This window comes from Mesorhizobium sp. P2_A12 (assembly GCF_056405075.1).
Map to the genome: position 1 here is coordinate 1 of NZ_JBFUCU010000023.1, position 24,411 is coordinate 24,411.

The 24,411-nt window shown below is 61.3% G+C and carries 34 protein-coding genes and 2 pseudogenes; 35 read left to right on the top strand and 1 reads right to left on the bottom strand.

What is annotated here, in order from left to right:
* From tuf to rplQ, 28 genes and pseudogenes are all read left to right on the top strand, one after another.
* Positions 1-1,092, top strand: a pseudogene (tuf, locus tag AC1DZU_RS30535) (elongation factor Tu); the annotation flags it as partial.
* A pseudogene (gene rpsJ, locus AC1DZU_RS30540) lies at positions 1,085-1,318 on the top strand (30S ribosomal protein S10); the annotation flags it as partial. The pseudogenes tuf and rpsJ, both read left to right, overlap by 8 nt.
* 61 nt (positions 1,319-1,379) lie before the next feature.
* Positions 1,380-2,093: a 50S ribosomal protein L3 gene (gene rplC / locus AC1DZU_RS30545; protein WP_095089677.1), complete on the top strand. Its 714-nt coding sequence runs from the start codon at positions 1,380-1,382 to the stop codon at positions 2,091-2,093.
* On the top strand, positions 2,093-2,713 hold the full coding sequence (gene rplD / locus AC1DZU_RS30550) for a 50S ribosomal protein L4 (protein WP_006333366.1): 621 nt from the start codon (positions 2,093-2,095) through the stop codon (positions 2,711-2,713). Before rplC ends, rplD begins: the two co-directional genes overlap by 1 nt.
* Positions 2,710-3,003, top strand: coding sequence for a 50S ribosomal protein L23 (locus AC1DZU_RS30555; protein ID WP_010909275.1), 294 nt, complete (start codon positions 2,710-2,712; stop codon positions 3,001-3,003). Before rplD ends, AC1DZU_RS30555 begins: the two co-directional genes overlap by 4 nt.
* A 22-nt stretch (positions 3,004-3,025) precedes the next feature.
* Positions 3,026-3,859, top strand: a complete 834-nt coding sequence (rplB, locus tag AC1DZU_RS30560) for a 50S ribosomal protein L2 (RefSeq protein WP_184874354.1) — start codon at positions 3,026-3,028, stop codon at positions 3,857-3,859.
* A 16-nt stretch (positions 3,860-3,875) separates the two neighbouring features.
* On the top strand, positions 3,876-4,154 hold the full coding sequence (gene rpsS, locus AC1DZU_RS30565) for a 30S ribosomal protein S19 (protein ID WP_006205463.1): 279 nt from the start codon (positions 3,876-3,878) through the stop codon (positions 4,152-4,154).
* Positions 4,155-4,156: 2 nt separating this feature from the next.
* On the top strand, positions 4,157-4,546 hold the full coding sequence (gene rplV, locus AC1DZU_RS30570; protein ID WP_006205462.1) for a 50S ribosomal protein L22: 390 nt from the start codon (positions 4,157-4,159) through the stop codon (positions 4,544-4,546).
* Positions 4,546-5,271 (top strand): 30S ribosomal protein S3, encoded by a 726-nt coding sequence (rpsC, locus tag AC1DZU_RS30575; protein WP_013895697.1) that lies wholly within the window; start codon positions 4,546-4,548, stop codon positions 5,269-5,271. The genes rplV and rpsC overlap by 1 nt, the downstream gene beginning before the upstream one ends.
* A gap of 27 nt (positions 5,272-5,298) precedes the next feature.
* Positions 5,299-5,712: a 50S ribosomal protein L16 gene (gene rplP, locus AC1DZU_RS30580; RefSeq protein WP_013531427.1), complete on the top strand. Its 414-nt coding sequence runs from the start codon at positions 5,299-5,301 to the stop codon at positions 5,710-5,712.
* Between the two features lie 13 nt (positions 5,713-5,725).
* Complete coding sequence (gene rpmC / locus AC1DZU_RS30585) at positions 5,726-5,926, top strand: 50S ribosomal protein L29 (RefSeq protein ID WP_006205459.1); 201 nt, start codon at positions 5,726-5,728, stop codon at positions 5,924-5,926.
* Between the two features lie 11 nt (positions 5,927-5,937).
* The gene (gene rpsQ, locus AC1DZU_RS30590; RefSeq protein WP_010909280.1) at positions 5,938-6,177 is read left to right on the top strand and encodes a 30S ribosomal protein S17; all 240 of its coding nucleotides are present in this window, start codon (positions 5,938-5,940) and stop codon (positions 6,175-6,177) included.
* Between the two features lie 71 nt (positions 6,178-6,248).
* Positions 6,249-6,617: a 50S ribosomal protein L14 gene (gene rplN, locus AC1DZU_RS30595; RefSeq protein ID WP_006205457.1), complete on the top strand. Its 369-nt coding sequence runs from the start codon at positions 6,249-6,251 to the stop codon at positions 6,615-6,617.
* A gap of 12 nt (positions 6,618-6,629) precedes the next feature.
* A complete protein-coding gene (gene rplX / locus AC1DZU_RS30600) occupies positions 6,630-6,944 on the top strand; it encodes a 50S ribosomal protein L24 (protein ID WP_013531428.1) in 315 nt (104 codons plus the stop codon).
* Positions 6,937-7,536: a 50S ribosomal protein L5 gene (gene rplE, locus AC1DZU_RS30605; protein WP_095089681.1), complete on the top strand. Its 600-nt coding sequence runs from the start codon at positions 6,937-6,939 to the stop codon at positions 7,534-7,536. The genes rplX and rplE overlap by 8 nt, the downstream gene beginning before the upstream one ends.
* A 27-nt stretch (positions 7,537-7,563) precedes the next feature.
* Positions 7,564-7,869, top strand: a complete 306-nt coding sequence (gene rpsN, locus AC1DZU_RS30610; protein WP_013895695.1) for a 30S ribosomal protein S14 — start codon at positions 7,564-7,566, stop codon at positions 7,867-7,869.
* Between the two features lie 12 nt (positions 7,870-7,881).
* Complete coding sequence (gene rpsH, locus AC1DZU_RS30615; RefSeq protein ID WP_006205453.1) at positions 7,882-8,280, top strand: 30S ribosomal protein S8; 399 nt, start codon at positions 7,882-7,884, stop codon at positions 8,278-8,280.
* Between the two features lie 90 nt (positions 8,281-8,370).
* Complete coding sequence (gene rplF, locus AC1DZU_RS30620) at positions 8,371-8,904, top strand: 50S ribosomal protein L6 (protein ID WP_477290532.1); 534 nt, start codon at positions 8,371-8,373, stop codon at positions 8,902-8,904.
* Positions 8,905-9,044: 140 nt separating this feature from the next.
* The gene (gene rplR, locus AC1DZU_RS30625; RefSeq protein WP_023757972.1) at positions 9,045-9,404 is read left to right on the top strand and encodes a 50S ribosomal protein L18; all 360 of its coding nucleotides are present in this window, start codon (positions 9,045-9,047) and stop codon (positions 9,402-9,404) included.
* A gap of 81 nt (positions 9,405-9,485) precedes the next feature.
* The gene (gene rpsE, locus AC1DZU_RS30630) at positions 9,486-10,049 is read left to right on the top strand and encodes a 30S ribosomal protein S5 (RefSeq protein ID WP_006333394.1); all 564 of its coding nucleotides are present in this window, start codon (positions 9,486-9,488) and stop codon (positions 10,047-10,049) included.
* Between the two features lie 24 nt (positions 10,050-10,073).
* Complete coding sequence (rpmD, locus tag AC1DZU_RS30635) at positions 10,074-10,271, top strand: 50S ribosomal protein L30 (RefSeq protein ID WP_023736690.1); 198 nt, start codon at positions 10,074-10,076, stop codon at positions 10,269-10,271.
* A gap of 22 nt (positions 10,272-10,293) precedes the next feature.
* Complete coding sequence (gene rplO, locus AC1DZU_RS30640; protein ID WP_477290534.1) at positions 10,294-10,767, top strand: 50S ribosomal protein L15; 474 nt, start codon at positions 10,294-10,296, stop codon at positions 10,765-10,767.
* 184 nt (positions 10,768-10,951) lie between these two features.
* Complete coding sequence (gene secY / locus AC1DZU_RS30645; protein WP_126069209.1) at positions 10,952-12,292, top strand: preprotein translocase subunit SecY; 1,341 nt, start codon at positions 10,952-10,954, stop codon at positions 12,290-12,292.
* Positions 12,289-12,885, top strand: a complete 597-nt coding sequence (locus tag AC1DZU_RS30650) for an adenylate kinase (protein ID WP_457155064.1) — start codon at positions 12,289-12,291, stop codon at positions 12,883-12,885. Before secY ends, AC1DZU_RS30650 begins: the two co-directional genes overlap by 4 nt.
* A 193-nt stretch (positions 12,886-13,078) precedes the next feature.
* The gene (gene rpsM, locus AC1DZU_RS30655) at positions 13,079-13,447 is read left to right on the top strand and encodes a 30S ribosomal protein S13 (protein ID WP_006205445.1); all 369 of its coding nucleotides are present in this window, start codon (positions 13,079-13,081) and stop codon (positions 13,445-13,447) included.
* 125 nt (positions 13,448-13,572) lie between these two features.
* Positions 13,573-13,962: a 30S ribosomal protein S11 gene (gene rpsK / locus AC1DZU_RS30660; RefSeq protein ID WP_006205444.1), complete on the top strand. Its 390-nt coding sequence runs from the start codon at positions 13,573-13,575 to the stop codon at positions 13,960-13,962.
* A 104-nt stretch (positions 13,963-14,066) separates the two neighbouring features.
* Entirely contained in the window at positions 14,067-15,077 is a 1,011-nt protein-coding gene (locus AC1DZU_RS30665) for a DNA-directed RNA polymerase subunit alpha (RefSeq protein WP_013531438.1), read from the top strand.
* 37 nt (positions 15,078-15,114) lie between these two features.
* Complete coding sequence (gene rplQ, locus AC1DZU_RS30670; protein WP_056588614.1) at positions 15,115-15,546, top strand: 50S ribosomal protein L17; 432 nt, start codon at positions 15,115-15,117, stop codon at positions 15,544-15,546.
* Between the two features lie 69 nt (positions 15,547-15,615).
* Here the strand turns inward: rplQ and AC1DZU_RS30675 are convergent, their stop codons facing one another.
* Positions 15,616-16,146, bottom strand: coding sequence for a hypothetical protein (locus AC1DZU_RS30675; protein WP_477290537.1), 531 nt, complete (start codon positions 16,144-16,146; stop codon positions 15,616-15,618).
* 215 nt (positions 16,147-16,361) lie between these two features.
* Between AC1DZU_RS30675 and AC1DZU_RS30680 the strand changes: the two genes are divergently transcribed.
* The 7 genes from AC1DZU_RS30680 to AC1DZU_RS30710 all read left to right on the top strand — a co-directional run bounded on the left by AC1DZU_RS30680 (position 16,362) and on the right by AC1DZU_RS30710 (position 24,370).
* Positions 16,362-17,849 carry a DegQ family serine endoprotease gene (locus AC1DZU_RS30680; RefSeq protein ID WP_477290539.1) on the top strand — a complete coding sequence of 496 codons (1,488 nt, stop codon included), beginning with the start codon at positions 16,362-16,364 and terminating at the stop codon, positions 17,847-17,849.
* Between the two features lie 42 nt (positions 17,850-17,891).
* A complete protein-coding gene (locus AC1DZU_RS30685) occupies positions 17,892-19,199 on the top strand; it encodes a replication-associated recombination protein A (protein ID WP_477290541.1) in 1,308 nt (435 codons plus the stop codon).
* A 5-nt stretch (positions 19,200-19,204) separates the two neighbouring features.
* Positions 19,205-19,879, top strand: coding sequence for a DUF930 domain-containing protein (locus AC1DZU_RS30690; protein WP_477290543.1), 675 nt, complete (start codon positions 19,205-19,207; stop codon positions 19,877-19,879).
* A 160-nt stretch (positions 19,880-20,039) separates the two neighbouring features.
* Entirely contained in the window at positions 20,040-20,870 is an 831-nt protein-coding gene (locus AC1DZU_RS30695; protein ID WP_184874351.1) for an aspartyl/asparaginyl beta-hydroxylase domain-containing protein, read from the top strand.
* Positions 20,871-21,153: 283 nt separating this feature from the next.
* The gene (locus AC1DZU_RS30700) at positions 21,154-22,812 is read left to right on the top strand and encodes a hypothetical protein (protein ID WP_477290545.1); all 1,659 of its coding nucleotides are present in this window, start codon (positions 21,154-21,156) and stop codon (positions 22,810-22,812) included.
* 140 nt (positions 22,813-22,952) lie between these two features.
* Positions 22,953-23,327, top strand: a complete 375-nt coding sequence (gene crcB / locus AC1DZU_RS30705) for a fluoride efflux transporter CrcB (RefSeq protein ID WP_477290547.1) — start codon at positions 22,953-22,955, stop codon at positions 23,325-23,327.
* A 62-nt stretch (positions 23,328-23,389) separates the two neighbouring features.
* The gene (locus AC1DZU_RS30710) at positions 23,390-24,370 is read left to right on the top strand and encodes an RluA family pseudouridine synthase (protein ID WP_256753646.1); all 981 of its coding nucleotides are present in this window, start codon (positions 23,390-23,392) and stop codon (positions 24,368-24,370) included.
* The last annotated feature ends 41 nt before the right edge of the window (positions 24,371-24,411 follow it).

Here is a 24,411-nt window from a genome sequence, read left to right on the forward strand (position 1 = left end):
TTGACGGCGGCGATCACGAAGTATTTTGGCGAATACAAGCGCTACGACCAGATCGACGCGGCCCCTGAGGAGAAGGCGCGCGGCATCACGATCTCGACGGCGCATGTCGAATACGAGACGGCCAACCGCCACTACGCTCACGTCGACTGCCCCGGCCACGCCGACTATGTGAAGAACATGATCACCGGTGCCGCGCAGATGGACGGCGCGATCCTGGTTGTGTCGGCTGCCGACGGCCCGATGCCGCAGACCCGCGAGCACATCCTGCTTGCCCGTCAGGTCGGCGTGCCGTCGATCGTTGTGTTTTTGAACAAGGTCGACCAGGTCGACGATGCCGAGCTACTGGAACTGGTCGAGCTCGAGGTTCGCGAGCTTTTGACCAAGAACGAGTTCCCCGGCGACGACATTCCGATCGTCAAGGGCTCGGCTCTGGCTGCTTTGGAAGATTCCGACAAGAAGATCGGCGAGGACGCGATCCGCGAGCTGATGGCTGCGGTCGACGCCTACATCCCGACGCCGGTTCGTCCGCTCGACAAGCCGTTCCTGATGCCGATCGAAGACGTGTTCTCGATCTCTGGCCGTGGCACGGTTGTGACCGGTCGCGTCGAGCGTGGCGTGGTCAAGGTCGGCGAGGAACTCGAGATCATCGGCATCCGTCCGACGACCAAGACGACCTGCACCGGTGTCGAGATGTTCCGCAAGCTGCTCGATCAGGGCCAGGCTGGCGACAACATCGGCGCGCTGCTGCGCGGCGTTGACCGTGAAGGTGTCGAGCGCGGCCAGGTTCTGGCCAAGCCGGGCACGGTGAAGCCGCACAAGAAGTTCGTGGCCGAAGCCTACATCCTGACCAAGGACGAAGGTGGCCGTCACACGCCGTTCTTCACCAACTACCGTCCGCAGTTCTATTTCCGCACGACGGACGTGACCGGCATCGTGTCGCTGCCGGAAGGCACCGAGATGGTGATGCCGGGCGACAACATCACGGTCGATGTCGAGCTGATCGTGCCGATCGCCATGGAAGAGAAGCTGCGCTTCGCCATCCGTGAAGGCGGCCGCACCGTCGGTGCCGGCATCGTCGTCACCATTGTCGACGGCCAAGCGCACCGGTGCCAACGTCCGCGGCCCCATTCCGCTGCCGACGCGGATCGAAAAGTTTACGGTCAACCGGTCGCCTCACGTCGACAAGAAGAGCCGCGAGCAGTTCGAGATGCGCACGCACAAGCGTCTGCTCGACATCGTCGATCCGACCCCGCAGACGGTCGATGCTTTGATGAAGCTCGATCTGGCCGCCGGTGTGGACGTCGAGATCAAGCTCTAAGGGAATGAGAGCGCGGTAAGGGGCGGTGCCCCTGGCCCGGAACTCTAAAGGAATTGAACCGATGCGTTCAGGTGTGATTGCAAAGAAGGTGGGAATGACCCGCATCTACAACGATGCCGGGGAACATGTTCCCGTCACCGTTCTCCAGATGGAGAACTGTCAGGTCGTGGCGCAGCGCACGCAGGAGAAGAATGGCTACACTGCCGTTCAGCTCGGCGTTGGCCTTGCCAAGGTGAAGAACACGTCGAAGGCGCTGCGCGGCCATTTCGCGACCGCTTCCGTCGAGCCGAAGGCGAAGGTCGCCGAGTTCCGTGTCTCCGCCGACAACATGATCGATGTTGGCGCCGAGATCACCGTCGAGCATTTCGTCCCCGGCCAGAAGGTCGATGTGACGGGCACGACGATCGGCAAGGGTTTTCAGGGCGTCATCAAGCGCCACCACATGGGTGGTGGCCGCGCGACGCACGGTAACTCGGTCTCGCACCGTACGCACGGTTCGACCGGCCAGCGCCAGGACCCGGGCAAGGTGTTCAAGGGCAAGCATATGGCTGGCCACATGGGCGACACCCGCGTCACCACGCAGAATGTCGAGATCGTTTCGACCGACGCCGACCGCGGCCTGATCCTGATCCGCGGTGCGGTTCCCGGATCGAAGGGCGCCTGGATCCTGGTCCGCGATGCGGCCAAGGTGGCACTGCCGGCCAACGCGCCGAAGCCTGCCGCGATCCGCGCCGTTGCTAAGAACGAGGCTCCGGCCACAGAGGGAGCGGAATAATGGATCTCAAGATCACAACGCTTGGCGGCAAGGACGCCGGCAAGGTGGAACTCTCCGAGGAGATTTTCGGCCTTGATCCGCGCGAGGACATCCTGCAGCGCGTCGTGCGCTGGCAGCTCGCCAAGAAGCAGCAGGGCACGCACAAGGCCAAGGGCCGCGCCGAAATCGCGCGCACCGGCGCCAAGATGTACAAGCAGAAGGGTACGGGCCGCGCCCGTCACCATTCGGCACGTGCTCCGCAGTTCCGCGGCGGCGGCAAGGCTCACGGCCCGGTCGTTCGCAGCCATGAGCACGAACTGCCGAAGAAGGTTCGCGCGCTTGGCCTCAAGCATGCTCTCTCGGCCAAGGCCAAGAGCGCGTCGATCATCATCATCGACGAGCTGAAGCTGACCGAGGCCAAGACCAAGGCGCTGATCGCGAATTTCGCGACGCTGGGCCTGACCAACGCTTTGGTGATCGGCGGTGCCGAGCTTGACAAGAACTTCAAGCTGGCGGCGACGAACATCCCCAACATCGACGTGCTGCCCATCCAGGGCATCAACGTCTACGACATTCTGCGCCGCGGCACGCTGGTCCTTTCGAAGGCCGCCGTCGAGGCTCTCGAGGAGCGCTTTAAATGACCGACCTTCGTCATTATGACGTGATCGTCTCGCCGGCGATCACCGAAAAGTCGACCATGGCCTCCGAGCAGAACCAGGTCGTCTTCAACGTCGCCAAGAAGGCGTCGAAGCCGGAAATCAAGGCCGCCGTCGAAGCGCTGTTCGGCGTCAAGGTGATGGCCGTGAACACGCTTGTCCGCAAGGGCAAGATCAAGCGCTTCCGCGGCACGATCGGCCGCCAGAGCGACGTCAAGAAGGCGATTGTGACGCTGGCCGACGGCCAGTCGATCGACGTCGCGACGGGTCTCTGAGCAAGGCCGCGAGGACAGAACAATGGCACTGAAAAAATTCAACCCGGTAACGCCGAGCACCCGCCAGCTGGTCATCGTCGACCGCTCGGGCCTCTACAAGGGCAAGCCCGTCAAGGGTCTGACCGAGGGCCTGACCAAGTCGGGCGGCCGCAACAACTACGGTCGCATCACCGCCCGCTTCATCGGTGGTGGCCACAAGCGTTCGTACCGCATCATCGACTTCAAGCGCCGCAAGTTCGACGTTGTCGGCACGGTCGAGCGCATCGAATACGATCCGAACCGCACCGCCTTCATCGCGCTGATCAAGTACGACGATGGCGAGCTGTCCTACATCATCGCTCCGCAGCGTCTGGCCCCCGGCGACAAGATCGTTTCCGGTGAATCCGTCGACGTGAAGCCGGGCAATGCGATGCCGCTGGCCTCTATGCCGGTCGGCACCATCGTCCACAACATCGAGCTGAAGCCGGGCAAGGGCGCCCAGGTTGCCCGTTCGGCAGGTGGTTATGGCCAGCTGGTCGGCCGCGACCAGGGCATGGCGATCCTGCGCCTGAACTCGGGCGAGCAGCGTGTCGTGCACGGCTCCTGCATGGCCACCGTCGGTGCCGTGTCCAATCCGGACCACGGCAACATCAACGACGGCAAGGCTGGTCGTACGGTTTGGCGTGGCAAGCGTCCGCACAATCGCGGCGTGACCATGAACCCGGTCGACCATCCGCACGGCGGCGGCGAAGGCCGCACCTCGGGTGGCCGCCATCCGGTTTCGCCCTGGGGCAAGCCGACCAAGGGCAAGAAGACGCGGTCCAACAAGGCGACCGACAAGTTCATCCTGCGCTCGCGCCATCAGCGCAAGAGCTAAGAAGAGGTAACGCCAAGTGACTCGTTCTATTTGGAAAGGCCCCTTCATCGACGGCTACCTTCTCAAGAAGGTGGACAAGGTTCGTGAAGGTGGTCGCAATGAGGTGATCAAGATGTGGAGCCGTCGCTCCACCATCCTGCCGCAGTTCGTCGGCTTCACCTTCGGTGTCTACAACGGCCAGAAGCATGTTCCCGTCTCGGTGAACGAGGACATGGTCGGTCACAAGTTCGGTGAATTCGCTCCGACCCGGACCTATTACGGTCACGGCGCGGATAAGAAGGCGAAGAGGAAATAATCATGGGCAAGGCCAAAGCTCCGCGCAGGCTTGCTGACAACGAAGCGCGCGCCGTATTGCGCACGATCCGTATCAGCCCGCAGAAGCTGAACCTCGTTGCCGCGCTGATCCGCGGCAAGAAGGTCGCGACAGCGCTTTCCGATCTCGAATTCTCGGCCAAGCGGATTTCCGGCACGGTCAAGAAGACGCTGGAATCGGCAATCGCCAACGCGGAAAACAACCACGACCTCGACGTCGATGCACTGATCGTGGCGGAAGCCTATGTCGGCAAGTCGATCGTCATGAAGCGGTTCCATGCCCGTGGCCGTGGTCGCGCCAGCCGTATCGAGAAGCCGTTCTCGCACCTCACGATCGTCGTTCGTGAAGTCGAAGAAAAAGGGGAGGCCGCATAATGGGCCAGAAAGTCAATCCGATCGGTCTTCGCCTCGGCATCAATCGCACCTGGGATTCGCGCTGGTTCGCGAACACCGGCGAGTACGGCAAGCTGCTGCATGAGGACATCAAGATCCGCAAGTATCTTGAGAAGGAACTCAAGCAGGCTGCGATCTCGAAGGTCGTCATCGAGCGTCCGCACAAGAAGTGCCGCGTCACCATCCACGCCGCGCGCCCGGGTCTTATCATCGGCAAGAAGGGCGCCGACATCGAGAAGCTTCGCAAGAAGCTGATGGAGATGACGAAGTCCGAGACGCACCTCAACATCGTTGAAGTGCGCAAGCCGGAAATCGACGCGACCCTGGTCGCCCAGTCGATCGCCCAGCAGCTCGAGCGTCGTATCGCCTTCCGTCGCGCCATGAAGCGCGCCGTGCAGTCGGCGATGCGCCTCGGTGCCGAAGGCATCCGCATCAACTGCGCCGGCCGTCTTGGCGGCGCCGAGATCGCGCGCATGGAATGGTACCGCGAAGGCCGCGTGCCGCTGCATACGCTGCGCGCCGATGTCGACTACGGCACGGCCGAGGCGAATACGGCGTACGGCATCTGCGGCGTCAAGGTCTGGGTGTTCAAGGGCGAGATCCTCGAGCATGACCCGATGGCTTCGGAGCGTCGTGCGACCGAGGGTGACGCTGCACACGGCGGTGGTGGTGATCGCGAACGCGGTCGTCGTCGCGAAAACGCCTGAGACATTTAGGAATTTGGAGTTAGAACGATGCTGCAGCCAAAGCGCACAAAGTTCCGCAAGCAGTTCAAGGGCCGTATCCATGGTACCGCAAAGGGCGGCACCAACCTGGATTTCGGTGGTTTCGGGCTGAAGGCGCTTGAGCCGAACCGCGTCACCGCACGTGAGATCGAGGCGGCCCGCCGCGCGATCACCCGTGAAATGAAGCGCGCCGGTCGCGTCTGGATCCGTATTTTCCCGGACGTGCCGGTCACTTCGAAGCCGACCGAAGTCCGCATGGGCAAGGGCAAGGGCGCTGTCGATTACTGGGCGGCGCGCGTCAAGCCGGGCCGCATCATGTTCGAGATCGACGGCGTCAATGAAGAAACCGCCCGTGAGGCACTGCGTCTCGGCGCGGCCAAGCTCTCGGTCAAGACGCGCTTCGTGCAGCGCATCGCAGAATAAGGACGGGCTGATCATGAAAGCCGAAGACATCCGGACCAAGACCCAGGACCAGTTGACCGACGACCTGGCCAGCCTGAAGAAGGAGCAGTTCAACCTGCGCTTCCAGAAGGCCACCGGCCAGCTCGAGAAGACCGCGCGCGTGAGACAGGTCCGTAAGGACATTGCGCGTATCAAGACCATCGCTGCGGAAAAGTCCGCGGCTAAGAAGGCTTAAGGACGAAAACCATGCCAAAGCGCATTCTGCAGGGCACCGTCGTCAGCGACAAGAACGAGAAGACGGTTGTCGTCAAGGTCGAACGGCGCTTCACGCATCCCGTGATGAAGAAGACCGTGCGCATGACCAAGAAGTACAAGGCGCACGACGAGAACAACGCCCACAAGGTTGGCGATCAGGTGTTCATCCAGGAATCAAAGCCGATTTCCAAGGATAAGCGCTGGATCGTCGTGTCTTCGGACCAGGCGTAAACAACGAATTTTGGACAGACCGGGGAGGGGCTTTGAGCCCGTCCCGTTAGAAAAGAAGAAGGCGGCCAGTCATGATTCAGATGCAAACAAACCTCGACGTCGCGGATAATTCCGGCGCCCGTCGTGTCATGTGCATCAAGGTGCTGGGCGGCTCGAAGCGGAAATACGCTTCCGTGGGCGACATCATCGTGGTGTCGATCAAGGAAGCCATCCCGCGCGGCCGCGTGAAGAAGGGCGATGTGATGAAGGCGGTCGTGGTTCGCACGGCCAAGGACATCCGCCGCCCGGACGGCAGCGTGATCCGTTTCGACAAGAACGCAGCCGTTCTCGTCGACAACAAGAAAGAGCCGATCGGCACGCGTATCTTCGGACCGGTTCCGCGCGAACTCCGCGCCAAGAACCACATGAAGATCATCTCGCTCGCGCCAGAAGTGCTGTAAGGAGCCGGACCAATGCAAAAGATTAGAAAAGGCGACAAGGTCGTCGTGCTGGCCGGCAAGGACAAGGGCCGTTCGGGCGAAGTCCTCTCGGTTCAGCCGAAGGAAGACACCGCGCTGGTGCGCGGCGTCAACATGATCCGTCGTCACCAGAAGCAGTCCCAGTCCCAAGAGGGCGGGATCATCACCAAGGAAGCGCCGATCCAGCTGTCGAACATCGCGCTGGCCGACCCCAAGGATGGCAAGCCGACCCGCGTCGGCTTCATCTTCCAGAAGGACGGCAAGAAGGTGCGCGTCGCCAAGCGCTCGGGAGAAGTCATCAATGGCTAAGGCTCAAACCACGAAGCCCAAGGCTGAAAGCAAGCAGTCCAAGGCTCAGAACACGCCGCGCCTCAAGCAGGTCTACAACGAGACCATCCGCAAGGCGCTGCAGGAGCAGTTCGGCTACGACAACGAGATGCAGGTTCCGCGCATCGACAAGATCGTGCTGAACATGGGCGTTGGCGAAGCGACCGGCGATTCGAAGAAGCCTTCGATCGCGGCCGAAGACCTGGCGATGATCGCCGGCCAGAAGGCCGTCGTCACCCGCGCCCGCAACTCCATCGCCGGCTTCAAGGTCCGCGAGAAGATGCCGATCGGCGCCAAGGTCACCCTGCGCAAGGAACGCATGTACGAGTTCCTCGACCGCCTCGTGAACATCGCACTGCCACGCGTCCGCGACTTCCGCGGACTCAATCCGAAGAGCTTCGATGGCCGTGGCAACTACGCCATGGGCATCAAGGAACACATCGTGTTCCCGGAGATCAACTACGACAAGGTTGATCAGATCTGGGGCATGGACGTCATCGTTTGTACGACTGCGAAGACGGACGACGAAGCCAGGGCGTTGCTCAAGGCTTTCAACTTCCCCTTCCGCCAGTAACGGCAGCGAGAAAAGGAAAAATCTGAAATGGCAAAGACCAGCTCAGTCGAGAAGAACAACAGGCGCCGCAAGCTTGCCGACCAGTACGGTCCCAAGCGCGCTGCGCTGAAGGCGATTATCATGGATCAGTCCAAGCCGATGGAAGAGCGTTTCCGCGCTCAGCTCAAGCTTGCCGCCATGCCGCGCAACTCGGCCAAGATCCGCATCCGCAACCGCTGCGAAGTCACCGGCCGTCCGCGCGCCTACTATCGCAAGCTCAAAGTATCGCGCATCGCGCTCCGTGATCTAGGCAATAACGGCCAGATCCCGGGCCTGGTCAAGTCGAGCTGGTAAGGAGGACATAACATGTCATTGAGCGATCCTCTCGGCGATATGCTGACCCGCATCCGCAATGCCTACGGCCGCAAGAAGTCGAGCGTCTCAACGCCGGCCTCGCGCCTGCGTACCCGCGTCCTCGACGTGCTGAAGGCTGAAGGCTATATCCGCGATTACAGCCAGACCGACTTCGACAACGGCAAGTCCGAAATCGAGATCGAGCTGAAGTATTTCGACGGCGCGCCCGTCGTGCGCGAAATTGCCCGCGTCTCGAAGCCAGGCCGCCGCGTCTACGTTTCGGCCAAGTCGATTCCGCACGTCGCCAACGGCCTCGGCATCGCCATCCTTTCGACACCGAAGGGCGTGATGGCCGACCACGAAGCGCGTGAACAGAACGTCGGTGGTGAAATCCTCTGCCAGATCTTCTGATCTGGCGTGATCGGCAAAATTGGAATCCGGTCTTCGGGGTCATGCCCGAAGACAGAGACCTGAAACAAGAGAAGTGACGAGGACAACAAAATGTCTCGTATTGGAAAGAAACCCGTTTCGCTGCCGCAGGGCGTGACCGCGACCGTCAACGGCCAGACCGTGACGGCGAAGGGCCCCAAGGGCGAGCTGAAGTTCGTGGTGAACGAAGAAGTGCTGGTCAAGATGGAAGGCAGCGAGATCGCTGTCCAGCCGCGCGACCAGACCAAGACGGCGCGCTCCAAGTGGGGCATGTCGCGCACGCAGATCGTCAACATCCTGCAGGGTGTGAAGGACGGCTTCGAGAAGAAGCTCGAGATCACCGGCGTCGGCTATCGCGCCGCCATGCAGGGCAAGAACCTGCAGCTGGCACTTGGCTTCAGCCACGACGTCGTCTACGAGACGCCGGTCGGTATCACGATCGCTGTGCCGAAGCCGACGGAAATCACCGTCACCGGCATCGACAAGCAGCAGGTCGGCCAGGTTGCCGCTGAAATCCGCGAATACCGCGGTCCCGAGCCCTACAAGGGCAAGGGCGTCCGCTACGCTGGCGAGAAGATCGTCCGCAAGGAAGGCAAGAAGAAGTAGTGGGCTTGGCCCCGAAAAGTTGCAGACTTTTCGGAAAGGGCCAAGCCAAAGAAGTGTAACGCCGCGGGGAGCGGTCGCGGGAGGCGCTTTCGCCTACCGCATATGGCGGCCCCCGTTTTTTGAAGGCAAGGAAGACTATCATGGGTACCAAGGAATCCACGCAGCGCCGCGCGCAGCGCGTCCGCCGTCAGATCAAGAAGGTCGCCGGCGAGCGTCCGCGTCTTTCGGTTCACCGCACGTCGAAGAACATCTATGTGCAGGTCATCGACGACGCCAAGGGCCACACCATCGTCGCTGCCTCGACGCTCGAGAAGGACCTCAAGGGTTCGCTCAAGACCGGCGCCGACACTGCCGCTGCCGCCGCGATCGGCAAGCTGATCGCCGAGCGCGCCACCAAGGCCGGCGTCAAGGAAGTCGTCTTCGATCGCGGCGCCTACATCTATCACGGCCGCGTCAAGGCGCTCGCCGAGGCTGCCCGTGAAGGCGGCTTGAGCTTCTAAAGAACTTTCGCCCCCGGTGACCCACAGAGGCGCCGGATCTTATCAGCAACCGTGCTTCCGGAAAAAAACAAGGAACAGGATATGGCACAGGAACGTAGGGATGGCGGCCGCGGCCGCGATCGTGAAGAACGCGATGACGGCATGGTGGACAAGCTCGTCCACATCAACCGCGTCGCCAAGGTCGTCAAAGGCGGCCGTCGCTTTGGTTTTGCAGCACTCGTCGTCGTCGGCGACCAGAAGGGCCGCGTCGGCTTTGGTCACGGCAAGGCGCGCGAAGTGCCGGAAGCTATCCGCAAGGCAACTGAATCGGCCAAGCGCGACATGATCTTCGTGCCGCTTCGCTCGGGTCGTACGCTGCACCACGACGTCGAAGGACGCTGGGGCGCGGGACGCGTTCTGCTGCGCGCTGCCAAGCAAGGTACCGGCATCATCGCCGGTGGCCCGATGCGCGCCGTCTTCGAGACGCTCGGCATGCATGACGTGGTCGCCAAGTCGATGGGTTCGTCGAACCCCTACAACATGGTTCGCGCCACCTTCGACGCGCTGAAGAGCCAGATGCATCCCAAGGATGTGGCTGCTGCTCGTGGCATCAAGTATTCGACCCTTCAGGCCCGCCGCGGCACCGCCGTTGCGGCTGAAGAATAGTCGATCTGACCAGGGATTTTGACCATGGCCAAGAAAGCAACAAAGACCGTCACCGTTGAGCAGATCGGCTCGCCGATCCGCCGCCCGAAGGAACAGCGAGCGACGCTGGTCGGGCTCGGCCTCAACAAGATGCACAAGCAGCGCACGCTGGAAGATACGCCCTCCGTGCGCGGCATGATCGCTGCCGTCCAGCATCTCGTCCGCGTCGTGGACGAGGGCTGAGCCAGAGCGCAGGAGAACCCAGATGAAACTCAACGATCTGCGTGACAATGACGGCGCGACGCACTCCAAGAAGCGTCTCGGCCGCGGCATCGGCTCCGGCTCCGGCAAGACCGCCGGTCGCGGCGTCAAGGGCCAGAAGGCGCGCTCCGGCGTCGCCATCAACGGCTTCGAGGGTGGCCAGATGCCGCTCTACAGGCGTCTGCCGAAGCGTGGCTTCAACAACATCTTCGCCAAGAGCTTCACCGTCGTCTCGCTGGCCCGTATCCAGGTGGCCATCGACGCCAAGAAGCTCGACGCCAAGGCAACCGTGACGGCTGAATCGCTGGTCGCTGCCGGGGTCATCCGCCGCGTCAAGGACGGCGTGCGCATCCTCTCGGACGGCGAGATCAAGGCGAAGCTCGCCTTCGACGTCGCCGGCGCCTCCAAGGCCGCGATCGAGAAGATCGAGAAGGCCGGCGGGTCGGTCAAGTTGCCGGAAAAGGCAGCTGCCGAGTAACGGCAATTTGAAGCGCGAGCGGGATCCGTTTTTGCTCACGATCGTGCTTTGATCTGCTCAATTAGGCGGCCGCGTCAACGCGGCCGCTTGCATGTTTAGAGCCCGGAGCTTATCTCGTGAGCTTCGGTGAAACGCGCCGCCTGACCTCAAGGGCCATCAAGCGTTACCAAGCGGAGAATCAGGCATGGCTTCGGCTGCTGAACAACTAGCCTCGAATCTGAATTTCTCGGCCTTCGCCAAAGCGGAGGACCTGAAGAAACGCATCTGGTTCACCATCGGCGCGTTGCTCGTCTATCGCCTCGGCACCTATATTCCGCTTCCCGGCATCAATCCCGACGCCTTCGCCCAGGCCTTCTCTTCGCAGAGCAAGGGCGTGCTCGGCATGTTCAACATGTTCGCCGGCGGTGCCGTGCAGCGCATGGCGATCTTTGCGCTAGGCATCATGCCTTACATCTCCGCCTCCATCATCATGCAGCTGATGACGTCGGTCATCCCGTCGCTGGAAGCTCTGAAGAAGGAAGGCGAACAGGGCCGCAAGGTCATCAACCAATACACGCGCTACGGCACCGTGCTGCTTGCGCTGGTTCAGGCCTATGGCATTTCGGTCGGCCTGGAGGGTGGCAACGGCATCGTCAGCGATCCCGGCATGTTCTTCCGTATCTCGACCGTCGTCACGCTCGTCGGCGGCACCATGTTCCTGATGTGGCTGGGCGAACAGATCACCGCCCGCGGCATCGGCAACGGCATCTCGCTGATCATCTTCTCCGGTATCGTCGCCGGCCTGCCGCATGCCATCTCCGGCACGCTGGAGCTTGGCCGCACCGGCGCGCTGTCGACCGGCCTGATCCTGGCGATCATCGTCCTGGCCATCGTCGTCATCGCATTGATCGTGTTCTTCGAGCGCGCCCAGCGCCGCTTGCTGATCCAGTATCCGAAGCGCCAGGTCGGCAACCGCATGTTCCAGGGCGATACCTCGCATCTGCCGCTGAAGCTCAACACGTCAGGCGTCATTCCGCCGATCTTCGCGTCGTCGCTGCTGTTGCTGCCGGCCACCGTCGCCGGCTTCTCGCAGACGACCAACATGCCGGCCTGGGCCAGCACCGTGCTGGCGTCGCTCGGCCACGGCCAGCCGCTCTACATGGCATTCTACGCGGCGATGATCGTGTTCTTCGCCTTCTTCTACACTGCGATTGTCTTCAACCCGAAGGACACCGCCGATCAGCTAAAGAAGCATTCGGGCTTCATCCCGGGCTATCGTCCGGGCGAGCGCACCGCCGATTACATCGACTACGTTCTCACCCGCATCACCGTCGTCGGCGCCATCTATCTGGTGCTGGTGTGCTTGCTGCCGGAGTTCCTGATCTCGGCGACTGGCGTACCATTCTACCTTGGTGGCACATCGCTTCTGATCGTGGTCAGTGTCACGCTCGATACGGTTGCGCAGATTCAGGGCCACCTGATCGCGCACCAGTATGAAGGCCTGATCAAGAAGTCGAAGCTGCGCGGGGGGAAGAAAGCCAGATGAGGTTGATATTGCTTGGGCCGCCAGGGGCGGGCAAGGGGACACAAGCACAAAGACTGGTAGAAAAACACGGCATACCCCAGCTCTCGACGGGCGACATGCTGCGTGCTGCAGTCCAGGCTGGCACCGAAGTCGGCAAACGCGCCAAGGCGGTGATGGATGCCGGTGAACTGGTTTCCGACGCCATCGTCAACGCCATCGTCGCCGAACGTATCGATCAGCCGGATTGCGCGAAGGGTTTCATCCTCGACGGATATCCGCGGACCCTGGTGCAGGCGGACGCGGTTGAGCAGATGCTTTCGGATCGCTCGCAGGGCCTCGATGCGGTCATTGAACTTGTCGTCGACGACAAGGCGCTGGTTGGTCGTATCGTCAAGCGGGCCAACGAAGCACAAGCCGCCGGCCAGCCCGTGCGCAAGGACGACAATCCGACCGTGTTCGAGGAGCGTCTGAGGGAATACTACAAGAAGACGGCGCCGCTGATTGGCTACTATTATGCCAAGGGCAAGCTCCGCAGCGTCGACGGCATGGCCGATATCGATGCCGTGACGGGACAGATCGAAGCGGTGCTCAGGGACGCAACGCGGGGAATTTAAACGATTGGACTTGACGGGAGCGGTTCGCTGCGGTATGGCGGCCCGTCTTCCTATCAGGCATCGGGTTTGCTTGTCCGCAAGGGCAAGGCAGCCGCTTTGAACTGGAAACTCCCGCATGGGCCGGCCTCCACCGGACGCGGGGCAAACTTAAGATAGCGCCGGTTCGTCCGGCCCACATGGAGAAGAGAAGAATATGGCTCGTATAGCCGGCGTCAACATTCCGACCAACAAGCGCGTCGTCATTGCGCTTCAGTACATTCACGGCATTGGCAAGAAGTTTGCCCAGGAGATTGTCGACAAGGTCGGCATCCCGGCCGAGCGTCGCGTCAACCAGCTCACCGACGCGGAAGTGCTGCAGATCCGCGAAACCATCGACCGCGACTACCAGGTCGAGGGCGATCTACGCCGCGAAGTCTCGATGAACATCAAGCGGCTGATGGACCTCGGCTGCTACCGCGGCCTGCGTCACCGCCGCTCGCTGCCGGTTCGCGGCCAGCGCACGCATACCAATGCGCGCACCCGCAAGGGCCCGGCCAAGTCGATCGCCGGCAAGAAGAAGTAATTGAGCGAACAGCGATTGGCTCGTAGCGAATAGGTTTCTACCCACTATTCGCTACTCCCCACTCGCTTTTGCAAGGTGGAGCCGCTGGCATTACGGCGGTGTAGAGATCAACTGAAAGGACTATCATGGCCAAGGAAGCCGCTCGTGTTCGCCGTCGCGAACGCAAGAACATCTCGTCGGGCGTTGCCCACGTCAATTCGACCTTCAACAACACGATGATCACCATCACCGACGCACAGGGCAATTCGATTGCCTGGTCGTCGGCCGGTGCCCAGGGCTTCAAGGGTTCGCGCAAGTCGACCCCGTTCGCTGCCCAGATGGCTGCCGAGGACGTTGCCAAGAAGGCCCAGGAACACGGCATGCGCATGCTCGAAGTCGAGGTCTGCGGACCAGGCTCCGGTCGTGAATCGGCACTGCGCGCCCTGCAGGCGGCCGGCTTCACCATCACCTCGATCCGTGATGTGACGCCGATCCCGCACAATGGCTGCCGCCCGCGCAAGAAGCGCCGCGTCTAAAAAATTACCGAACGCCGCGCGAGCGCCCCTTGGGGCGCTCCTCCACGGCATTCCAGGTCGCCCGCCACGATTGGATGGTGGCGGGTCAACGGAAGGAAAGCATCATGATCCAGAAAAATTGGCAGGAACTGATCAAGCCGAACAAGATCGAGTTCTCGTCGAAGAAGAAGACGCTGACCACGTTGGTCGCCGAGCCGCTCGAGCGTGGCTTTGGCCTGACGCTCGGCAACGCGCTGCGCCGCGTGCTTCTGTCTTCGCTGCGCGGTGCGGCTGTTACCGCCGTGCAGATCGACGGCGTTCTGCATGAATTCTCGTCCATCGCCGGTGTGCGCGAGGACGTGACCGACATCGTCTTGAACATCAAGGAAATCGCCATCCGCATGGAAGGCGATGGCCCCAAGCGCATGGTCGTGCGCAAGCAGGGACCGGGTGCGGTTCTCGCCGGCGACATCCAGACGGTTGGCGACGTCGAAATCCTCAACCCCGACCACGTCATCTGCACGCTGGACGAAGGCGCTGAAATCCGCATGGAATTCACCGTTGACACCGGCAAGGGTTACGTGCCGGCCGACCGCAACCGCGCCGAAGACGCGCCGATCGGCCTGATCCCGGTCGACAGCCTGTATTCGCCGGTCAAGAAGGTCTCCTACAAGGTCGAGAACACCCGCGAGGGCCAGGTTCTCGACTATGACAAGCTGACCATGACGATCGAGACCGACGGTTCGATCACCGGCGAGGACGCGGTGGCTTTCGCTGCCCGCATCCTGCAGGACCAGCTCGGCCTGTTCGTCAACTTCGACGAGCCGCAGAAGGAAGTCGCCGCCGAAGCCGTCACCGAGCTCGCCTTCAATCCGGCGCTGCTCAAGAAGGTCGACGAGCTCGAGCTTTCGGTGCGTTCGGCCAACTGCCTGAAGAACGACAACATCGTCTATATCGGCGACCTGATCCAGAAGACCGAAGCCGAGATGCTGCGCACCCCGAACTTCGGCCGCAAGTCGCTGAACGAGATCAAGGAAGTCCTGGCGGCAATGGGCCTGCACCTCGGCATGGAAGTGCCGGACTGGCCGCCGGAAAACATCGAAGACCTCGCCAAGCGTTACGAAGATCAATATTGAGGCGTTGCCTCTGAACCCGCAATGAAGGAGAAGAGCCATGCGCCACGGATTTAAGGGCCGCCGGTTCGCCCGCAGCATAAGCCACCGCAAGTCGATGTTCGCCAACCTGGCCGTGTCGCTGCTCGAGCACGAGCAGATCGTCACCACCCTGCCGAAGGCGAAGGATCTGCGTCCGATCGTCGAGAAGCTGGTGACGCTCGGCAAGCGCGGCGACCTGCACGCCCGCCGCCAGGTGATCGCACAGATCGGCAACGAAGGCGTCGTCAAGCGCCTGTTCGACACCATTGCCCCGCGCTATGCCACCCGCAACGGCGGCTACCTGCGCATCATGAAGGCGGGCTTCCGTCACGGCGACAATGCCGCCATGGCGGTCATCGAGTTCGTCGATCGCGACACCTCGGCCAAGGGCGCCGGCGACCGCGCACGCATCGAAGCCGAAGGCACCGACGCGGACGCCGCAGCCGCATAAGGCTTGGTTTCCGGAATGAATTCGAAGGGGCCTGCGGGCCCCTTTTTTGTTGTTGAAGGGCTCTGTCCCTTACCGGGCAAGATCGAGATAGTCTCGACCGCCAATCGGCTTCCAATCGATCGCTTGTGAAATCTGTTGAACCGCCGGATGCGGGTAGGAGTAGATGCTGTCTACTGCCGTTCGACGGTCGATATCGCTGATCAATTGGGAAGCCGTAGCGCTGTTCAGATATTCTCCGATGTCCTGATCTTCGATGAAATCCGCATCAACCCGGAAATGAATCTGGATGGGACCGGCACATATGTTCAGCTCGATATCGCCGCCGGCCGAGGTATAGAAGACCATGACCTCTTCTGGCGGCCACAAGGCCGCAGCCAGGAATTCCGATGGCTTCGTGTTTCCATTGAAGCCATCTAACGAAAGCGCAAGGGTCTCGGTAAGAATCTCGAAATCGCCTTCGAGGGAACCGGCTTCTTCGATTTGAAACCAGTTCATCTGGCACGGCGCCTCGTCATCAAAGGAAATCTCGAGCTTTCCGAAAGTCCAATAATCTGGATCGGAGTGATCAGGTGTACCGAGCACGTCGGCGATCTCGATCATTTTCATGCCATGGAAGACCGGGCCCAGTTTGCCGGTCCTCAAAAAGTCACGGAATGAAACGAACTGTCTTTTCATGAGGGCCGACGAGGGTTTTCAGGTTCAGGTCTACCTATAGCTGCTTTGCTGCATAAAATAATCGGATTTCAGCGGCTTAGCCTTTCATTTTGCACAATCGTCGGGACAATGCCCCCGAACTCGCCTTGGAGGATTCGTGAATGCGCGCCAACCGACTGTCCCTTGTCCTGCTCTTCGCCATGATGGCGTTCGCAGCCGCACCGGTGGCCAGGCAGGCATTGGCCGAAGAGACCAAGACCGATCCTGGCCTGTCCGACGTGCTGACCGACCTCTTGCATGGCGTCGAAGGCGAGAATTCTACATCCGGTCCCGACAAGCGCGTGCCGTTCGGCCGCGAAGAGGTGCAACTGTCGTTCGCCCCGCTGGTCAAGCAGACGGCGCCGGCCGTGGTCAACGTCTATGCGTCGCAGACCGCCAAGGTGACGTCGCCCTTCGACGGTGATCCGTTCTTCGAGGAATTCTTCGGCCGCTCGCAGCCGCGCGCCCAGTCTTCCCTGGGCTCCGGCGTGCTGGTCGATCCGACCGGCATCGTGGTCACCAATTACCACGTCATCAAGGATGCCGACCAGGTCAAGGTGGCGACCGCGGACGGGCGTGAGTTCGACAGCAAGGTGATGCTGAAAGACGAGACACTCGACCTTGCGGTGCTCAAGATCACCTCGGACAAGCCGTTTCCGGTCATCGCCATCGGCGATTCCGACGCGCTCGAGGTCGGCGATCTGGTACTGGCCATCGGCAATCCTTTCGGTGTCGGCCAGACCACCACCAGCGGCATCGTTTCGGCACTTGCCCGCAGCCATATTGGCGTCGCCGATTCAAGCTTCTTCATCCAGACCGACGCCGCCATCAATCCCGGCAATTCGGGAGGTGCGCTGATCAACATGGGCGGCCAGCTGGTCGGCATCAACACGGCGATCTACAGCCGCAGCGGCGGCTCGATCGGCATCGGCTTTGCCATCCCCGCAAACATGGTGCGCGCCTTCGCCGATGCGGCCAAGGCCGGGCTCGACTTCTTCGAACGGCCCTATATCGGTGCCGAGTTCGAAGCGGTGACGCCGCAGATTGCCGAATCGCTCGGCATGGAGAAGCCGACCGGTGCTTTGGTCTCGTCGGTCGAGGCGACCGGTCCGGCCGCCAAGGCGGGGCTCAAGCCTGGCGACGTCGTGATGCAGCTCAACGGCAAGCCGGTCGAGAGCATCGAAGCGCTGGATTACCGGATGGCGACGCTGTCGATCGGCACCACCGCCAATTTCGCGGTTCTGACCAAAGGCCAGCAGGCGGCGATGGACATTGCGCTGGAGCGCGCTCCCGAGGGCATGAAGGCGGCTGAAGTGACGCTGCACGGCCGCAGCCCGTTCTCGGGCGCCAAGGTCGCCGAACTGTCGCCCCGGCTCGCCCAGAAGCTTGGTCTGCGCACTGATATCAAGGGCGTCACCGTGGTCGACATCAACCGCGACTCGCCGGCCGCCGATTTCGGTTTCCAGCCGGGCGACATCGTGCGCGAGGTGAACGGCACTACCATCGATACCGCGGCGACCCTGGAGCAGGCCGCCCAGGCGGATACGCGCTGGTGGCGCTTTACCGTCGAGCGCGGCGGGCAGATACTGCGTCAGGTGTTGCGTTATTAAAGCACGTCCCTTCGGGTTCATGCTCCAACCAAAAAGAAGTGCATGGCCGATCTGTTCAGCGTCGATGAACCGGAAAAGGCGTCGCCCGGGCGGCCGCTCGCCGACAGGCTGCGGCCGAAAAACCTCGGCGAGGTCGTCGGCCAGGAGCATCTGACCGGCCCTGATGGGGCGCTGACCCGGCTGATTGGTTCCGGCTCACTTGGCTCGATGATCTTCTGGGGACCGCCCGGCACTGGCAAGACCACTGTAGCGCGGTTGCTTGCCGGCGAAACCAGCCTTGCCTTCGAGCAGATATCGGCGGTGTTTTCCGGCGTCGCCGACCTGAAAAAAGTGTTCGAAGCCGCCAAGCTGCGCCGCACCAACGGTCGCCAGACCTTGTTGTTCGTTGACGAGATCCATCGCTTCAACCGCGCCCAGCAGGATTCCTTTCTCCCTGTCATGGAGGACGGCACGGTCGTGCTGGTCGGTGCCACCACCGAAAACCCGTCCTTCGAACTGAACGCGGCTCTGTTGTCGCGCGCGCGTGTGCTGGTCTTCCACTCATTGGGCGAGGAAAGCATCGCCAAGCTGATGGCGCGAGCCGAGGAGACCGAGGGCAGGGCGCTGCCGCTCGACGACGAGGCGAGGGCGATGCTCATTCGCATGAGCGATGGCGATGGCCGTGCCTCGCTGACGCTTGCTGAAGAGGTGTGGCGGGCTGCAAAGCCAGGCGAGATCTTCAACCCCGAAGGTCTGCAGCGCATCGTCCAGCGCCGCGCGCCGATCTACGACAAGGGCCAGGACGGCCACTACAATCTGATCTCGGCGCTGCACAAATCGGTGCGCGGTTCGGATCCCGACGCCGCGCTCTATTATCTGGCGCGCATGTTCGATGCCGGCGAGGATCCGCTCTATCTCGGCCGCCGGCTGGTGCGCATGGCCATGGAAGACATCGGCCTTGCCGACCCGCAGGCGCTTGTCGTCGCCAATGCCGCCAAGGACGCCTACGACTATCTCGGCTCGCCCGAGGGCGAACTCGCCTTTGCCGAGGCCACCCTCTATCTCGCCACCGCGCCCAAATCCAATGCCGTCTACACCGCCTTCAAGGCAGCCACGCGTGCGGCGAAGGAGCATGGCTCGCTGCTGCCGCCGAAGCACATCCTCAACGCGCCGACCAAGCTGATGAAAGAGGAGGATTACGGCGCCGGCTATCGCTACGACCACGACGAGCCGGATGCCTTTTCGGGCCAGGACTATTTTCCCGAGAAGATGGGCCGGCAGACCTTTTATGATCCGCCAGAGCGCGGCTTCGAGCGTGACATCAGAAAGCGGCTCGACTATTGGGCGAAGCTGCGCAAAGAGCGGGAATAGCGGGCTTGCGTGGCCCAGTCGTCACGCTTCCAAACCAGGCTTCGCCTTGGGGCATCTCCGCTTCGGTCGTTCTGCACACGCTGCTGGCTGCGACGCTGGCCCTGATGCCGTTGCCGAAGCGGCCCAAGCGGCTGGAGGAGGAGCGGGTGTCGGTCGATATCCTGACGCCGCAACAGTTCGAAGCGGCGACCAGGCCACCGCCTGCTCCCGTGACGCCGGCACTGCCCGAGGCACCTGCAGCGGCGCCTCCGCCCGCTTCGAGCCCGCCCAGACCGCAACCGCCCGCCGCGCCTGCCATGATCCGGCCGACCGAAATGCTGTCGGCCAAGACGCTGGCCGATCCGCGCAGCCGGCAGGCGCGCGCCGATCTCGCCACCTTCGCTTCCGACGAGCGCATGGTTCAGCTGTGCAATCTCGAAGCCATGGATCAGATCCGCAAATGGCGCACGGATTTTCAGCCTGAGCGGGTCGTGCCCTACGCGACGGCGGAGGAAGAAATCACTGGAACCACCATCGCCGCGAATGGCGCGGCTTTCCGCAGTCGCAGAAACTGGTATAGCTTGAGGTTCAGATGCCAACTGGCTGGGGACGGCGAAAGCGTCGTCGGCTTCGAATTCCTGGTTGGCGATCTGGTCCCCAGGGAAAAATGGGACGAGCTTGGCCTGCCGGCGGTGCATTGACCGAAATCCGGAAGGCTTCACAAGGCAGCCAGCCGGCCGCGATACCACGGCCGTTGTGTGGTGACCCAAAAAACCTTATCAAGGCGCACGGCCGGGCGGTGGTCGTTGCCATGATTTTGGCACCTCATTCGCAACAGGATCGCGCTTCGCGCGTGGAAAAATGACAAGAACCCTTCGCAAAACCCTTCGCAAATTCGCCATTGCCATCCCGCTTCTCGCCCTTGGCTTTTACTTCATCCCGATCCTGACATCGGTCTTTATCGTCCTCGGCCTCATCGATGTCCTGCGCAATGACCGCAAGGACCTGTCGCTGTTCTCAGGCTATTTCCTCGGCAACGGCCTGTTCACCTGGCTGCTTTCGCCTTTCAACCTGTTGGTCGATCTCTTGTGCTACCGCAATCCCGGCGTCTGGAAACTGGAACAGTTCCCCGCTGACTATCAGCGCGAGGTCAATGAGGTCCTGGACATCTTCAAGGCGCGCAAGGACGAGATCATAGCCGACATCGACGCCAATTTCGGCGCCGGCCGGCGCGGCATGTACGTCTATCAGTGGTACGGCAAGCACAAGATCGACAACGTCGCCGAGTTCAACAAGGACTTCAAATACATCAAGACCATCGCAGTTTCCGTCTTCAGCAAGCGCGAATCGACCTCATGGCACTTCGGCCCGCTGCGGCTCAGCCTGCGGATTCTCTACAATCTGATCCCAGTGAAATCGGAGATTTTCGTCGAGTGCGGCAACGTCAAGAACTACTGGTACGACAACCCGCTGTTCATCTTCGACGACACGCTGCTGCATCGCTCGGTCAATGAATATGATGGCCGCCGCTACTGCGTGTTCATGGACATTATCAGACCATCCCCGGTTCCCGGGCTGATCGCGGGCATGCTCGCCGTCGTCTCGGTGAGTGTCGAGCGCATCAACTCGATGTTCTACAAGAACTGGAAGATGATCGGTTCGACCAAGCCGAAGAAGGTCGGGACGACCTGAGCCTGAAATCGTCAATGCTGCCGGCCCTGCCGGCGGCATTGAGGCGCTTTTGACGCGCCACTCATCCACCGCCCCGTCATCGCTGTTCCGCCCGGTGTCTTTTGAGGGCGTTCTGAATGCTTGCGATGGCCATGCGTTCAAGTATACATCCCGCCAAGCTCTCAACAGTTCCTGATACGAATCGCGTGGGGTTCCTGTTTGCCGAAACGGCTTCCTTGCTGCATCGGCGGGAGTCCCGGTTTGCCTCGACAGTCCTGTCTCTTCCCTTCCTTGGCGGCCTCAAGTGACGAAGAACGAAACCCTCGGATTCTGGCTAAAAATCTACATATGTACCGCGTTGTTGGGCGTTGCTTTCGCCGCGACATACGTATGGCTTGAGGAGCCCGTCTACTATTGGGATTTTGCCGCTTACTTCAATGGGTTTGACCAGTATGGCTCACTCCTGGCCGAGAGCCCGATCGAGTGGCTGAGCCAATTGAGGGCCTCTGTCGCGAGGGATGACTACAGTGCGGCAATTCTGGTGCCGCTTATGCCGTTTCACATGTTTTTCGGCGGTTCAAGGCTTTCCTTTATCGCTGGAATAGTCATCGTTTACCTGGTCCCGACCGCTCTTTTCATAGGACGAATGAGCTACCTGGAGGCGGTCTCCGATACTCCTTCGCCCCGAAGCTGGTTTGTCGTGTGGATCGCGGCCTTTCTCTACACGCCGTTCTGGTCGGCGACGCTTCGTGGATTGCCGGATATTGCCGGTTGCCTCGCGCTTTCTGCGGCAACCTATTGTCTCTGGAAATCGAAGCTCCTGACCCGCGAACCGGTGATCAACGGAATACGCATCGGCATATGCCTGTGGTTGGCGTTCATGCTGCGCCGTTGGTATGCATTTGCTGTCATAGGGATCGCACTTTCTGCAGCCTTCTTTTGTTTGTTGCAGGTCGCAAAAGACCGCGACTTCGCGGCATTCCGGAACGCCGCATTAGGGGGCGTGTGCGCGCTTTTCGTGATTGCCGGAGCCGCATTGGCCTTCCAGCAACCCCTGATCCTCAAGATTCTGGGAACCAGCTACGGTGACCTTTACAGCGGATACAAAACCAACTTCGTTTCGCAGATCGACCAGGTAGGAGCGCGGCTCAGCTATGTGACCTGGCTGTTGATCATAGTGGGCCTTTATATCTCCATTATACGCCGCAACAGTTTCGCTTTGTTCTGTGCTCTCGCCTCGGTACTCACCTTCTTCCTCTTCACCCGGACGCAGGATCCGGACCGTCATCATTCGATGCCAATGTTTCTTTGGCTCTTTCCTGCATATGCCCAGGCAATCGTTGCGATCGTTTCGATGCCGGCGCTGAAATCTCGATGGTCAACCGTCGTCATAGCTGTTGTCGCCTGTTTTGCGTATTTGGGTACCTTTTTCCCAATCGGCCGCCAGTTGCTGTCACCGATCGGCTATGTTTTTGCCAGGGAAGATACGCTTCCTCTTCACCTCGACAATCTGCCCGAATACAGGCGCCTCATCGACGATCTTGTTAGGGAAATGCGGCGCGAGGACCGCTTCTCGGTGTTTGCCTCAGGCGCGGTCATGAATAGTTCGCTGTTGTTTGAAATGGATATGGACCTTTACCCTCGTGTCGGATGGTCTTGCCAGGTTGATAGTCGCGATCAATTCGCACCGGAGGCGTTGAAATCGAGATATGTCGTCGTAACCGACCCTCCTGTTACCCATTTGCAATCGGGTGCGCAGATCTGTGTCACGATACCGGACCAGGATATTGTCGAAGGGAAAGGTATCGGCGCCGCCTATAAGCGCATTGCGACATACCAGCTGTCCGACGGCGTCAAGGGCTACCTCTATGAACAGGTGCGCTCCGTCAGCAAAACGGAACTCGATGCCCTTTACAGTGAATTCAGGAAAAAATACCCAGGCTGGACAACGCCTGACTGGTGACGATCAGGTTGACGACCTCTGAGCAACTCGACGACGGGCGCGAAAGGTGGTTCGCGCTCGATTGTCTGCGCGGTCCCAACCGCATCGTCTTCACCTTCAGGGGATTGACCATGCCGCGCTAGTGGAGGCAGTAAACGGCCATGTTCAATCTGCTTCTCGTTGTGGTCGGCGGCGGCATCGGCGCCGGCATTCGTCACCTCACCAACATCGGCGCACTGCGCCTTGTCGGCCCCAACTATCCCTGGGGGACGATGGCCATCAACATCGTCGGCTCGTTCGCCATGGGCCTGTTCATAGCCACGCTGGCGCGCCGCGGCGGATCGAACGAACTCAGACTGTTCGTCGCCACCGGCATATTTGGCGGCTTCACTACCTTTTCCGCGTTTTCACTCGATTTCGCAACTTTGTGGGAGCGGGGGGCCACGCTGCCGGCGTTTGGATATGCCCTTGCCAGCGTCATTGGCGCCATTATCGCCCTGTTTGTGGGACTTTGGCTCGCAAGAACCGTTTCATAGTGTTATTGCCGCGCCGAGAGCGGGCCGAACCCTGCTCGGGAAACGGATAAGCGAACAAACATATGGCAGGCGTTGAACAGATCACAGTGGAGGCCGGCGAGGCGGGCATGCGGCTCGACCGCTGGTTCAAGACCCATTTCCCGGGCCTTGGCTTCGGCCACCTGCAAAAGCTGCTGCGCTCCGGCCAGATCCGCGTCGATGGCGGCCGCGTCAAGGCCGACACGCGTGTCGAGCCCGGCCAGATGGTGCGCGTTCCGCCGCTCGAGGTGGACAAGAAGGGCGAGAGCGCGCTGACCGGTCACTCGATCCGCAACCAGGGCGATGCCGATGTCCTGGCGAAAATGCTGATCCATGAAGATCCGAAGGTCTTCGTCTTCAACAAGCCGGCGGGCCTTGCGGTGCAGGGCGGATCGGGCGTCACCCGCAATGTCGACGACATGCTGGAAGCCTGGCGCAACCAGAAGGGCGAGAAGCCGCGGCTGGTCCACCGGCTCGACCGCGACACTTCGGGCGTGCTGGTCGTCGCCCGCACCCGGCTTGCCGCCATGAAGCTGTCGGAAGCGTTTCGCGCCCGCGAGACCAAGAAGACCTATTGGGCGCTGGTCAAGGGCGTGCCGCCCAAGCGCGAGGACAAGATATCGACCTGGCTGATCAAGGAGCCGACGCCCGATGGCGATCGCGTGCGCGTCGCCGCGCATGGCGAAAAGGGCGCCGACCACGCCGTGTCCTACTACCGCATCATCGAGCAGGCGGCGCAGACGATGACCTGGCTGGAAATGGAGCCGTACACCGGCCGCACGCACCAGCTTCGTGTTCATGCCGCCTATATCGGCTGCCCGATCATCGGCGACCCGAAATATTTCGAGGCCGATACCAACTGGGATTTCCCCGGTGGCATTCAGAACCGCCTGCATTTGCATGCGCGCCGCATCATCATTCCGCACCCGGACAAGGGCGTGATCGATGTCACCGCGCCGATGCCGCCGCATATGCGCCAGAGCTGGAACCTGATCGGCTTCGACGACGCCAGCGCGGAGGACTGATCGTGAGCGGCGCGACCGATACGCTCGACCGGCGCGACACG